We start from the raw sequence: 11,993 nt of genomic DNA on the forward strand, positions 1-11,993 counted from the left end.
ACATTTGCTGAAATCCTCACGCTGGCCACGATTGCGCCAGGGAATTTATTCCCTGACTAATAGCTTGAGTCTGTTAAAACAGACTAACTTTTTGGTTTTTTGAGCTTTTTTTATGGAATGTGAGATGGCTCGCCGTGGGTTTGAACCGAAGGCTGGTTATTTGGTAAATAACAAATTAAAAATGTGGGTAAATATCGGGTTTTAACTCTGTCGCAGATGTGACGATTGCTGGAATTTGCGATCGGCAATTATGGTAGTGCGAGATGTCGGTTGTATTAGGAGTATTTTGGCGATCGGCTAGAATGCAAATAATGCCTATTTAGCCGATAGCCAAATCCACCTCATCTGATAGTATTCTTCTCGGGTGAAAAGTTTTTTGAGCAACTGTACTGCCATAATTTACCGTTCTTCTAGTTCTTGATTCCATTATAGTTAATGGAAACACAGCTCTATTAATAAATGTGGAAGGATTTTTTTTGACGAACCGCGAAGGCGCAAAGGACACGAAGGAAGAGAAAGGAAGAGCTGAGAACAAGGGGAAGTCAAAAATATCTATCAATAGAAAGGTGTATCTGGCTGACTGATTAAGTATCTTGAAAATAAGCAGCCAGAATATTCGGCAATCTGCAAAGGTTGGCTGTTTTGGCAGGCAGCACAATAATCTGAGTTAGCATAATTTGATTCCATGCAAAACACCCTAGAGATACTTTCTTCTTCTGAGTCGCCGAGTCTTCCCAAAAAGCCACCCGCGCTACCAAATTATGAAGCAGCCGATCGCCAATTTGTCAATTTGCTAGAGGTAGATGATTTAGACAAGACGGTGGCGGCAAAACCTTTACTCGTCAGCGATTTTGAAAGCGCGATCGCCTTTGCCCTGGGATCGGCCTATCAGGAAGATTCCGCCGACGAGGCCACTCACCGCTTCTTGCAGCGCGTGCTCTACCGCATCAACCGCCTCAACTTATTTTGGTACGACGATTTGCGCCGCTACAACAACGAGCGATCGCACTATTTACGTTCAGTGCGCGATCGCATCGAAGCACCCTGGCAGCAATGGGAAATCGCCCAAATCGACGTTGCAGCGCTGCAAAACATCGAGGATGTCAAGCAAGCCCTGCGCGATCGCGCGGCCGCTGATGTCGATCCAGAGCTCACTGAGATCGATCGCTACCTGCGAGAACAGATGACTGAAGAGGGATACAAGCACTTGCTGGCGATCGCTTCCTTCGACGGTTTAGTGGAAGCCAGCCGCGTTTCTCGCATCATCGGCGGTGCCGGCAACGAAATTCAGTCAACCCTGACGCGGGTGCTGATCGAAGAATACGGCGGCGGTCGCTTAGCCCGCAAACACTCGACCTATTTTGCCCAAATGCTGGCAGAATTCGGGATGAGCACGGAACCGGAGGCGTATTTCGATTTGGTGCCTTGGCAAGTGCTCGCCAGCATCAATCACAATTTCCTGCTTACCGAACGCAAGCGCCATTTTCTGCGCTACAACGGCGGACTGACATATTTTGAAGTGGCGGGGCCCGTGGCTTACCGCAATTATCTAGCCGCCGCCCAGCGTCTGGGCCTCTCGCAGGCTGCGATGGGTTATTGGGAACTGCACATCCGCGAAGATGAGCGTCACGGGCGCTGGATGCTTGATGAGGTGGCGCTACCGCTGGTTGACAGATACCCGCAGGAGGCGTGGGAGTTGGTGTTGGGCTACGATCAGGAGAAGTCGATCGGCGATCGGGCTGGTGCTGCTGTGGTGCGATCGATCCAAGCGGCAGAACAGAATTAAACTGCGAGCTCCCAGCTATCTCTTGCGGTTGCGTCAGTCACAAGCTTTTACTCAACTCGTGCAGTTTGTGACTGATGCACCATACCAAGGCTCGATCTTAAAACGCTGTCATTAACTGAATTAGTTCGATCGACAAATCTCTGCGCGACTTTTGCTGTTTCTGAAACAAAACTCCAGCCAGCAGATAGATATTGTCCGAATAAAAAGCCATTCCCTGTTTTCGGAGATTGGCGATCGCGCTTTTCACCTTGGGCTCCGAACTGTAATAGCCAAAAGTTAAAGGTGCAATCTCAAAATTCGCCACCGAGTAGTCTAGATCCAAGGCATAATCGATCAAACCCACAGGATTAGAATAGCTAGAAACCATCAGTAAAACTCGATCGCAGTCCAAAGATAAAAGTTTCTTAGCAATTGTCGAACCATCCGTCCCGCCGTGCAACAGCGGCTGATAAATATTGTCATCCACCGCAGGCAAATAAGGCGGATTGGAGATTACACAATCCGCCGACTCGTATAAAGGCGAATCAAAAAAAGAACAATTGTTGACCGTGTATTGTTCGCTGAGTTGATATTGCTTAATTTGAGACTGAGCAATTTTCCAAGCTACATTATTTAGCTCAAATCCCTGTATTTCCCCGTCAAAATCTGTTCTCAGCAAAGACTTAATAACTGGACTTCCCTCTCCTGAACCAAACTCTACGATAAGTTGAGAATTGTCGCTGGCATTTAACACTAAACTTTCCAAGCAGTGCGAGTAAAAATCTGATTCTTCCGGGCAGTGGAATACCTGTTTGAGAGGATTGGATGAAGTGAGCATAAATTCTGTAACAAAGTTTACTATTTTAAAAGTATCTAATCAGTAATAGTGCAGCCATCTGTCCCAAGAGCTATTTAATAAATTTTTATAGCACTTCGATCCAAAGATAAGGGAGAGCTCGCTCCCTCATTTTTCGTTCGATTCCCCCATTTAAAATCTCAACTCAAAAAATGAAAAATCTATAGCAGTTCGATCTAAAGATGAGGTATTGAGCGATCGAGTTCTCAATCCCTCAATTCTTCAATCTCAAATCAAAAAATGGAAAAACTCTTCCTGTTTGACTTCGTGCGATTGTAAAAGTATTACTTTCGATTGAACGTAAAATTAATAATATTCATCCTATTGATAGATTGCAATTCCCTAGCAATCCGTTTATCAATTTAAATAAGTGGTTCCCCGTTCGAGCGAAAGGAAACTGTGTAAGCGAGGAAGAGCCTAGGCACACGATTAGATCGGCTCTTCCTCGCCTGTGGGCCCTGCTTTCGCTCGAACTGAGCAGTCCTACAAATCCTGCGAGGATTGCTATAGTGATTAACAGGTTTTATATAAAATTTATTGTGAGCCTAGAGTCCCATTAGGATGCCGTTGCTCTATCAGCAAAATTTTGGTAATTTCCCTGCTCAAACAGGCCTTAATCTGACTTGGGCTTTTTTACCTGCGAACTCAGAAAATACGTCAGCGCAGCGATTACTAAAGCGATACTCACTCCTAATGAAAGGATGTTCGGATCGCCGTTCCACTTAACTACCTGGCCGAGATATAATACGCTCAATACGACGACTATCACGCTGGCAAGTTTGGTTTTGAGGTCGTCTATGGTGTGAATTTCTAGCCAGTCTGGTACTTTGATGCGCTCGTCAATAAACAGTTCGTAAAGTCCGAGTGCCGTAATGTAAAATACTGTGGCTAACAGAAACAAATCTACAACTTCGACAAAGGACAGAATCAGTGTTTTAGAGTTTTCGCTGGAAATCGGCCCTGTAGTGATAATGTAGCCGATGGTAGCGATCGTTTCTAGGGCACCGTAGATCAAAAGTGTCACAGAGGCTACAAAAGAACCGAGTACAGCAATTATCATTAGATAGCGACTTTTGGCAAGAATTCGATGCAGCATAGTTGATATCCGCTGGGGAAATTTGTGAGAGAAGAACCGCTCTCTGGCATACCTTTGGCTTTACTATATCAGGGTTTTGCCCGATCGCACTGACCAGCAAGCAATTGTGCTGCGGCCGCGCCCCAAGCCTCATCAAAACCTTGCCGTTGAAAGGTTACGGGCGAATTCGGCAACCAGCGGGCGATCGCCTGAGAGCTTTTTGAGATCATTGAGTTTGCTGGGAAAGTTTGATCCGTAGGCTGCGAGTGACAAAAATGCCAGCAGCAACATCAGAAACAGTAGCGCTAAAAAAATATTCAACTAACTCATCTGAGGGAGTTAAGCGAACGCAACACTAAACCTCAAAATCAGAGAAACCGGGTTTATATGCCCTATCCCTAAGTTTTGATGGATCTCGTAAACCCCAAAAGCAAATATCATCCACTTGAAATAAACGCCATTTTCCGAAATATTCCTAAAGATGAATGGCGAAGTTGCCAGAGTGGTAATACCTTATAAAGTATGGACACTTTGGTGTGATTTTCCACGGAAAATCACACCAAAGTAACCGCAATCAATGGGCTTCATTACCTTGATTGTCCCGCAGTGAATCTTATAAAAGTTGTAAGTTACGCTGTCAATTTAAACCTGCTGTTTTGGCCTCAAAACCCGATCGCAGGAATCTATAATGCAAAAGCAAGCATAATCATGAAATCTTCTAAATTGTTGTTGAAAGTTATTTTAGCAGGGGCTTGTAGTTTAGGTTTGGCAACGGTTTCCTTAACAGTGCCTGCCTCTGCCCAGTCGGGAGGTACCGCAGGCACTGGCACCAGCGGTACAGGCGCTGGCACCAACGGTACAGGCACTCGCACGGGTACGGATGCAACTGGTACAGGCGCTGGTACGGGTACGACAGGCACTACTGGTACGACAGGCACAACAGGCACAACAGGTACGACAGGCACAACAGATACCACTGGTACGACAGATACCACTGGCACAACAGGCACAACAGGCACAACAGATACCACTGGTACGACTGGTACGACAGATACCACTGGCACAACAGGTACAACCGATACCACTGGTACGACTGGTACAACCGATACGACAGGTACAACCGATACGACTGGTACGACAGGCACAACAGGTACAACCGATACCACTGGTACAACAGGTACGACTGGTACGACAGGCACAACAGGTACAACCGATACCACTGGTACTGCTGGTACAACCGATACGACTGGTACGACAGGCACTCCTGGTAGTGCTGGTACGACAGGCAGAACTGGTACTGCTGGCACTACCGATACGACTGGTACGACAGGCACTCCTGGTAGTGCTGGCACGGGTACGACAGGCACTCCTGGTAGTGCTGGTACGACAGGTACGACAGGTACAACTGGTACAACTGGTACGACAGGTACAACTGGTACAACTGGTACGACAGGCACAACCGATACAACTGGTACAACTGGTACGACAGGCACTCCTGGAAGTGCTGGCACGGGTACGACTGGTACAACTGGTACAACTGGTACGACAGGCACTACTGGTACGACAGGCACTACTGGTACAACTGGTACGACACCGATGCCGGCTGGTACGACAGGTACAACTGGTACTACCGGAAGCTCCACAGACGTTACGACAGACGTTACGACAGTGACGCCGGCTGGGGCGAATTCTGGAGTTTTGAGTGCTCGGCGCGATCGCCCCAATAACTTCGGTTGGCTGGGCGTGTTCGGCGTGTTCGGTTTGCTCAACTTGCTTCGGAAAGACCGTACAGCGTCCGATCGCACTTTCACCCGATCGGAGTAAAACTGAATTTTGTAGGGTGCGTCAGAACCTCGCCTTTTCTCTTGTGTTTGAGGCAAAATCTCTGACGCACCCTACCACTTTGCCTAAATCGATCGTAATTTTCTCACGGGCGATCGCACTTCAGCGCTGATTTATTCAAACAACACAAAATTAGTCCTGAGTGTCCACAAAAACAGTCACAGCCGCCACAGCGATTAACATTTCATCATTTTTATCATTCAGAGAGGCGATCGCCCTTCCCGCCACCACCATGCCTCCTTGCTCCACAATCAGAGTTTTGCTACCAAAAGGCAGCACCGCCAACACCTCATCGGGTCGCACTTGTTCCGGGTAAGGAACAGCCACCTTAACCTCCACAATCATCTGATTTGGGTCAGTCAAACCCGCCACTTCCCAGACACCTAACAGAGCATTATTGGCGATCGCATTCCGTACAGCCCTAGCCGCCGCTACAGTCGGTTCCTGCCCGTGCTGGTCAATACCCATCCCCATTTCAATGATGAAACATTTACGTGCCACAGTTACCCCTTCGTTGATATTTGCTTGCAGTCGTTAGCGAAGCCCCCAAAGAGGATCGCACTCTTTCTCAAAACAATACAATTATCTCCCAACCTGACCGCTATTTATATTATTTTATCGATCGATACAATCACAAAATAATCATCCCAGTTTCAACAAATAATGCAACTGTATGCAAGCATCAAAGCCCAATAGTCATCAATCATTCTCAATTTAATATCTAAAACTTGTAGAGTGAAGCCGAAGTCGAAGAATCTAAAACTTGTACAGCGAAGCCGAAGTATCTAAAATCGTCTAATACCATTTTTCTAAAGATGTGCTGATGAAGTCTTAGCCCCCCCTTACGAAGGGGGTTGGGGGGGGTAATATCTAGCGCTACTTTATGAAATTGGTATAACTTATGGTAGTATAACCCAATTCACGACTCCTCGCGGAAAGCCAAACTCATCTCCAGCTTAAATCATGGATAGTTTTCTACCAATTGCCTACTTTCAAAACCAATTTCTGCCATTTAGCGACGCCAACATTTCCATAGCCACCCACGCCCTGCACTACGGAACCGGAGTTTTAGGCGGGTTGCGAGGAATTCCCGACCCCCAAAATGCCGATCGCATCCTCCTATTTAGATTAGACCGCCACTGTGAAAGATTAAGTCAAAGTGCTAGCTTCCTCCACTGCGATTTACCCGCCGACAAAATTCAACAGATAATCATTGATTTTGTCCATAAAAACCAGCCCACAAAATCATTTTACATCCGCCCTTTCGTCTACACATCCAGCTTAGGAATTGCCCCCCGACTGCACAACGTAGAAACAGACTTCTTTGTCTACGGATTAGAACTTTCAGACTACTTGCCCAAAGCAGGAGTCAACTGTAGAATTAGCTCTTGGTACCGCCAAGAAGACCGCAGCTTACCCTTGAGAGGCAAAATTAGCGGCGCTTACATCACCTCAGCCTTAGCCAAAACAGAAGCAGTCGAATCCGGCTTCGACGAAGCGATTATGATGAACACCCAAGGAAAAGTCAGCGAAGCTTCAGGAATGAACATATTTATCGCCCGAAACGGTAAATTAGTGACACCAGGTTTCGATCAAGATATTCTCGAAGGAATTACCAGAGACAGCGTTATAACTATCGCCAGAGACTTAGGAATAGAAGTCATAGAAAGACCAGTTGATAAATCAGAACTGTTGATTGCAGACGAGATTTTCCTCTGCGGAACCGCCGCCAAAATTACCCCAATCAACCGAATAGAAAACTATCAATTGCCTCAAAACCGACCCATCACCGAAAAGATTTTGGACAAACTCACCGGGATTATCGAAAATCGCGACAGCCAATACAAAGACTGGGTATTTGCGATTGACCTAAATTGACCGTTTGTAGTGAGGACTTCAGTCCTTCTTTTCGTGACCAAACTCCTCACTACAAACCATCACTCGCTCCTTTATACAAGCAAGATGAATAGCAGAAATTAAGAAATGCGATGGAATCTCAAGAATTTTATGAAAAAGGATTTGACCTCGGTCGTAGAGGGCTGTACCATGAAGCAGTTGAAGCTTTTACTCAAGCAATTAATCTCAATCCTGACTTTGTAGAAGCTTATATGATCCGTGCTGATGTTCGAGCTGCTGCTGGAGATTTACAGGGGGGAATTGAAGATTTTGAGAAAGCTATGGATATTTACAGGGCGAGAGGACAATCGCAAATAGCTGATATGCTTTTAGTTCCTTGGGGTGCCCTGCACAATCAAATTAGGTTTAAGGACTAAAGTCCGAACGATCGAACAAAGTTTACCCGCACAAAACAGCCGCGTGATGGCGAATGTGATCCTCCATAAAACTCGCTATAAAATAATAGCTATGATCGTAACCATCCTGCATCCTTAAAGTTAGCGGTTGTCCCGCTTTCGCACAAGCCTCCGCGAACACTTCCGGCAACAACTGCCCGTCAGCCAAAAACGAATCAGCAGTGCCGCAGTCAATCAGAATCGGACGGTTGTACTGCGCTGCCACAACCAATTCGCTAGCATCCCAAGCGCTCCAAATCTCTTTGTCACCACCGAGGTAGTTTGCAAAAGCTTTTTGTCCCCAAGGGCAGCGCACGGGCGCGCAAATAGGCGCAAAAGCGGAAACAGAAAGATAGCGATCGCCATTTTTCAGCGCACAAATTAAAGCCCCATGTCCGCCCATTGAATGACCGAAAATTCCCTGTTTTTCTGGTATCACTGGAAAGTTTTCGGCGATTAAATTTGGCAATTCATCAACTACATAACTGTACATTCGATAGTGAGAATTCCAAGGTGCAACTGTCGCATCAATATAAAAACCAGCGCCACTTCCCAAATCCCAACTGTCATCTTCCCCAGGAATCCCAGTATCGCGTGGGCTAGTGTCGGGCGCAACTAGCATTAACCCGTATTTTGCCGCAAATTGCTGCGCCCCCGCTTTTGCCATAAAGTTTTCTTCCGTGCAGGTTAATCCTGATAGGAAATAGAGAATTGGTACGGGTTGATGTTGGGCTTGGGGGGGTTGGTAAACAGTGAATTTCATTTCGCTGTTGCAGGTTGAGGATTGATGGCTGTAAAAGCCGAGTTTGCCGCCAAAGCTTTGATATTCTTTGTGCAGTTTTAGGGTGTGAGAGATCATGTTAATTATATTTCATTTTGGAATTAGATTTTTTTTAACCGCAGAGGGCGCAGAGGACGCAGAGGAATAGAGAAGAGAGAAGTTGTTTGTTCAAAATGTTAAGACTGTGCGAATTACTTCGCCTTTTTGCATTAAATCAAAGGCTTTGTTAATTTGCTCGATCGGCATTACTTTAGTTATCAAGCTGTCAATGTCAATTTTACCATCCATGTACCAATCAACAATCTTGGGGACATCAGTTCTGCCCTTCGCCCCGCCAAAAGCCGAGCCTTTCCAAACCCTACCAGTTACTAGCTGAAACGGGCGGGTGCTAATTTCTTGACCTGCTCCCGCTACCCCAATAATTACGCTCACGCCCCAACCTTTGTGACAGCATTCTAAAGCTTGGCGCATTACATTAATGTTGCCGATACATTCAAAACTGTAATCAGCTCCGCCTTTAGTTAAATCTACTAAATAAGGCACTAAATCGCCTTCCACTTCCGAGGGATTAACAAAGTGAGTCATGCCGAATTTTTCTGCCATTTCTCGCTTGTCGGGATTCAAATCTACGCCGACAATCATGTTAGCTCCTACCATGCGAGCGGCTTGAATTACGTTTAAACCCACGCCGCCCAAACCGAAAACTACCACATTAGAACCTGGTTCTACTTTTGCCGTATTGATGACAGCGCCGATACCCGTGGTTACGCCGCAGCCGATCAAACAAACTTTATCAAAAGGAGCGTCATCGCGAATTTTTGCTACCGCAATTTCTGGCAATACTGTATAATTTGCAAAGGTAGAAGTTCCCATGTAATGGTGAATTTTTTCACCGTCTCTGGAAAACCTACTCGTGCCGTCGGGCATCACTCCCTGGCCTTGAGTCAGGCGAATTGCTTGACAGAGATTCGTTTTGTAGCTCAAACAATATTCGCAGTTGCGGCATTCGGGAGTGTAAAGTGGAATTACCCGATCGCCCTTTTTGACACTTGTCACTCCCGGCCCAACATCTGCCACAATCCCGGCTCCCTCGTGGCCTAAGATAGCAGGAAATAAACCTTCGGGATCTGCGCCGGAAAGAGTGTAAGCGTCTGTGTGACAAACACCAGTCGCTTTAATTTCCACCAGCACCTCTCCGGCCCGCGGCCCATCCAGATCCACCGTCTCAATAGTCAAAGGTTGGCCGGCACTGCGAGCAACTGCTGCTTTTACTTTCATGGTTGATTCCCTGCGATCGATTTGTCAATTAACCAGTCAATATGTATTGTATTACTTTCTGCCAAACTTCAGCAAATCTATGACCAAATTAATTGTAATTACCGGAGTCAGTCGCGGTCTTGGTCTTGCCATGACCGAAAAATTTATTGAATTGGGACACACAGTTGTGGGATGCGCCCGTTCTTCGGAAGCGGTGAAAAAACTCAACCAAAAATATAGTAAACCCCATTATTTTACTTGTTTGGATGTCACCAGCGACGATCGAGTCAAAGCTTGGGCTACAGAAATTATTGCAAATAACCAGGCTCCAGATTTGCTCATCAACAATGCAGCTTTAGTCAACCATCCCGCGCCTCTTTGGAATATCGGCAGCGAAGATTTTTCTCAGCTAATTGATGTTAATATTAAAGGTACTGCTAATGTAATTCGCCACTTTGTCCCGGCAATGATTGCGAGAAAAAGCGGCATAATTGTCAACTTTAGTTCCGGTTGGGGAAGGTCAACTTCGCCGGAAGTCGCGCCCTATTGCGCTTCCAAATGGGCAATAGAAGGACTTACGCGATCGCTCGCCCAAGAACTCCCGCGAGGTATGGCAGCAGTTCCTTTAAATCCCGGCATAATTCACACCGATATGCTAGACATTTGTTTCGGCGAAGATGCGGTAAATTACACCTCAATCAAAGCGTGGGTGCAAAAAGCAGTGCCTTTGCTGCTGAAATTAAAACCTTCAGATAACGGCGTACCGATGACCGTTCCCGGATAACAAAGCAACAGAAAACATAACTTGCAAACATCTCTCATTTCTACTCTCTGCGCCCTCTGCGCTCTCTGCGGTAAAAAAAAACTCAAAAATGAAATAAAATTACTATATTCCCAAATCACAACTCTTTCCCCAAACAGCCACTGTGAACTTGCCGCAAACCTCGCCCTCGCAAACCGAAACCCGCAAAGCAGATCATCTGCGGATCTGCCTCGAAGAAGACGTACAATTTCGCGAAACTACCAGCGGACTAGAAAACTACCGTTTTGCTCACTGCTGTTTGCCAGAACTCGATCGCGCCCAAATCGATTTAACCTCCACATTCCTCGGCAAAAAACTAGCCGTTCCCCTGTTAATATCCTCAATGACAGGCGGCACAGAACTAGCCCAGACAATCAACTACCGCCTCGCCGATGTCGCTCAAGAATACAAACTAGCAATGGGAGTCGGTTCCCAGCGATGCGCTGTCGAAAACCCTCAACTAGCTCCGACATTTGCAGTCCGCCGCCGCGCTCCCGATATTCTGCTATTTGCTAACATCGGAGCGGTGCAATTAAACTACAATTACGGTTTAGAAGAGTGCCAAAAAATTATCGACATTCTCGAAGCCGATGCCCTTATTTTACACTTAAATCCGCTGCAAGAATGCGTTCAAACCGAAGGCGATACTAACTTTAAAGGACTGCTAGATAAAATTGCTAAATTGTGCGAAAAATTACCAGTACCGGTAATTGCTAAAGAAGTTGGCAACGGTATTTCAGGCAAAATGGCAGAGAAATTGCTGGAGGCTGGAGTAAGCGCGATCGACATTGCCGGAGCCGGAGGCACTTCTTGGGCGAAAATAGAAGGACAGCGAGCCACAGATAGCAAGCAGCGCCGATTGGGTGCCACCTTTGCTGACTGGGGAATCCCGACAGCCGAGTGCGTTGTCAGCACCCGCGCTGCCGCCCCAGATGTTCCCCTGATTGCCTCTGGAGGCTTGCAAAACGGCTTGGATGCAGCGAAGGCGATTGCCCTCGGCGCGGATGTGGCGGGACTGGCGCGGCCGTTTTTGCAAGCCGCAGCGGAATCGGAATCAGCCACAGCCCTCCTAGCTGAGGTTTTGATTGCAGAGATTGCCACAACGATGTTTTGTACCGGCTGCGCTAACCTCGACGAGTTAAAGCATTCTGGGGTTTTATTCAGTAGCCGGAATATCTAGGTTTACCAAGGATTAGAATATCTAATTCTTAGTATTTCGGCTTTTGACACCGATGAGGCAAAATTAATGTATGATTTGATAACGCTGGATTAATGCGGGTTGTTAAGGCTTAGACGGGGTGAAAGCCGTAAAACACCTAACACA

General features: G+C 46.6%; 12 protein-coding genes. 6 read left to right on the forward strand and 6 right to left on the reverse strand.

Annotated elements, in window-relative coordinates; genetic code table 11:
• Nucleotides 1–685: 685 nt before the first annotated feature.
• Entirely contained in the window at nucleotides 686–1,786 is a 1,101-nt protein-coding gene (locus QUB13_RS06480; RefSeq protein WP_333379758.1) for an iron-containing redox enzyme family protein, read from the forward strand.
• Nucleotides 1,787–1,883: 97 nt separating this feature from the next.
• Here the strand turns inward: QUB13_RS06480 and QUB13_RS06485 are convergent, their stop codons facing one another.
• The 3 genes from QUB13_RS06485 to QUB13_RS06495 all read right to left on the reverse strand — a co-directional run bounded on the left by QUB13_RS06485 (nucleotide 1,884) and on the right by QUB13_RS06495 (nucleotide 3,926).
• Nucleotides 1,884–2,603, reverse strand: coding sequence for a methyltransferase (locus QUB13_RS06485; RefSeq protein ID WP_333379759.1), 720 nt, complete (start codon nucleotides 2,601–2,603; stop codon nucleotides 1,884–1,886).
• Nucleotides 2,604–3,234: 631 nt separating this feature from the next.
• The gene (locus QUB13_RS06490; protein WP_333379760.1) at nucleotides 3,235–3,717 is read right to left on the reverse strand and encodes a YqhA family protein; all 483 of its coding nucleotides are present in this window, start codon (nucleotides 3,715–3,717) and stop codon (nucleotides 3,235–3,237) included.
• Nucleotides 3,718–3,785: 68 nt separating this feature from the next.
• On the reverse strand, nucleotides 3,786–3,926 hold the full coding sequence (locus QUB13_RS06495) for a hypothetical protein (RefSeq protein WP_333379761.1): 141 nt from the start codon (nucleotides 3,924–3,926) through the stop codon (nucleotides 3,786–3,788).
• Nucleotides 3,927–4,404: 478 nt separating this feature from the next.
• On the opposite strand from QUB13_RS06495, the gene QUB13_RS06500 reads away from it, so the two are divergent.
• Nucleotides 4,405–5,520, forward strand: a complete 1,116-nt coding sequence (locus QUB13_RS06500; protein ID WP_333379762.1) for a hypothetical protein — start codon at nucleotides 4,405–4,407, stop codon at nucleotides 5,518–5,520.
• A gap of 150 nt (nucleotides 5,521–5,670) precedes the next feature.
• On the opposite strand, the gene QUB13_RS06505 is transcribed toward QUB13_RS06500, so the two are convergent.
• Nucleotides 5,671–6,039, reverse strand: a complete 369-nt coding sequence (locus QUB13_RS06505) for a Lin0512 family protein (protein WP_194010532.1) — start codon at nucleotides 6,037–6,039, stop codon at nucleotides 5,671–5,673.
• A gap of 462 nt (nucleotides 6,040–6,501) precedes the next feature.
• Between QUB13_RS06505 and QUB13_RS06510 the strand changes: the two genes are divergently transcribed.
• Together QUB13_RS06510 and QUB13_RS06515 are read left to right on the forward strand one after the other, a co-directional pair.
• Nucleotides 6,502–7,416 (forward strand): branched-chain amino acid transaminase, encoded by a 915-nt coding sequence (locus QUB13_RS06510; RefSeq protein ID WP_333379763.1) that lies wholly within the window; start codon nucleotides 6,502–6,504, stop codon nucleotides 7,414–7,416.
• Nucleotides 7,417–7,526: 110 nt separating this feature from the next.
• On the forward strand, nucleotides 7,527–7,811 hold the full coding sequence (locus tag QUB13_RS06515) for a tetratricopeptide repeat protein (RefSeq protein WP_333090601.1): 285 nt from the start codon (nucleotides 7,527–7,529) through the stop codon (nucleotides 7,809–7,811).
• A 22-nt stretch (nucleotides 7,812–7,833) separates the two neighbouring features.
• On the opposite strand, the gene fghA is transcribed toward QUB13_RS06515, so the two are convergent.
• Both fghA and QUB13_RS06525 read right to left on the reverse strand, forming a co-directional pair.
• On the reverse strand, nucleotides 7,834–8,688 hold the full coding sequence (gene fghA / locus QUB13_RS06520) for an S-formylglutathione hydrolase (RefSeq protein ID WP_333379764.1): 855 nt from the start codon (nucleotides 8,686–8,688) through the stop codon (nucleotides 7,834–7,836).
• A gap of 90 nt (nucleotides 8,689–8,778) precedes the next feature.
• Nucleotides 8,779–9,888: an S-(hydroxymethyl)glutathione dehydrogenase/class III alcohol dehydrogenase gene (locus tag QUB13_RS06525; RefSeq protein WP_333379765.1), complete on the reverse strand. Its 1,110-nt coding sequence runs from the start codon at nucleotides 9,886–9,888 to the stop codon at nucleotides 8,779–8,781.
• Between the two features lie 79 nt (nucleotides 9,889–9,967).
• Here QUB13_RS06525 and QUB13_RS06530 point away from each other — a divergent pair, with 79 nt between their 5' ends.
• The gene (locus tag QUB13_RS06530; RefSeq protein ID WP_333379766.1) at nucleotides 9,968–10,651 is read left to right on the forward strand and encodes an SDR family oxidoreductase; all 684 of its coding nucleotides are present in this window, start codon (nucleotides 9,968–9,970) and stop codon (nucleotides 10,649–10,651) included.
• Nucleotides 10,652–10,793: 142 nt separating this feature from the next.
• A complete protein-coding gene (fni, locus tag QUB13_RS06535) occupies nucleotides 10,794–11,849 on the forward strand; it encodes a type 2 isopentenyl-diphosphate Delta-isomerase (RefSeq protein WP_333379767.1) in 1,056 nt (351 codons plus the stop codon).
• Nucleotides 11,850–11,993 lie beyond the last annotated feature (144 nt).

The sequence above is a fragment of the Microcoleus sp. B4-D4 genome (assembly GCF_036705185.1).
Taxonomy (GTDB): Bacteria; Cyanobacteriota; Cyanobacteriia; order Cyanobacteriales; family Microcoleaceae; genus Microcoleus.

What these genes read in the sequence shown, in the direction of transcription:
- QUB13_RS06515 (WP_333090601.1), top strand. Translation starts at nt 7,527, where the DNA reads ATGGAATCTCAAGAATTTTATGAAAAAGGATTTGACCTCGGTCGTAGA.
- QUB13_RS06490 (WP_333379760.1), bottom strand. Translation starts at nt 3,717, where the DNA reads ATGCTGCATCGAATTCTTGCCAAAAGTCGCTATCTAATGATAATTGCT.
- fghA (WP_333379764.1), bottom strand. Translation starts at nt 8,688, where the DNA reads ATGATCTCTCACACCCTAAAACTGCACAAAGAATATCAAAGCTTTGGC.
- QUB13_RS06530 (WP_333379766.1), top strand. Translation starts at nt 9,968, where the DNA reads ATGACCAAATTAATTGTAATTACCGGAGTCAGTCGCGGTCTTGGTCTT.
- QUB13_RS06480 (WP_333379758.1), top strand. Translation starts at nt 686, where the DNA reads ATGCAAAACACCCTAGAGATACTTTCTTCTTCTGAGTCGCCGAGTCTT.
- QUB13_RS06495 (WP_333379761.1), bottom strand. Translation starts at nt 3,926, where the DNA reads ATGATCTCAAAAAGCTCTCAGGCGATCGCCCGCTGGTTGCCGAATTCG.
- QUB13_RS06485 (WP_333379759.1), bottom strand. Translation starts at nt 2,603, where the DNA reads ATGCTCACTTCATCCAATCCTCTCAAACAGGTATTCCACTGCCCGGAA.
- QUB13_RS06500 (WP_333379762.1), top strand. Translation starts at nt 4,405, where the DNA reads ATGAAATCTTCTAAATTGTTGTTGAAAGTTATTTTAGCAGGGGCTTGT.
- QUB13_RS06510 (WP_333379763.1), top strand. Translation starts at nt 6,502, where the DNA reads ATGGATAGTTTTCTACCAATTGCCTACTTTCAAAACCAATTTCTGCCA.
- QUB13_RS06525 (WP_333379765.1), bottom strand. Translation starts at nt 9,888, where the DNA reads ATGAAAGTAAAAGCAGCAGTTGCTCGCAGTGCCGGCCAACCTTTGACT.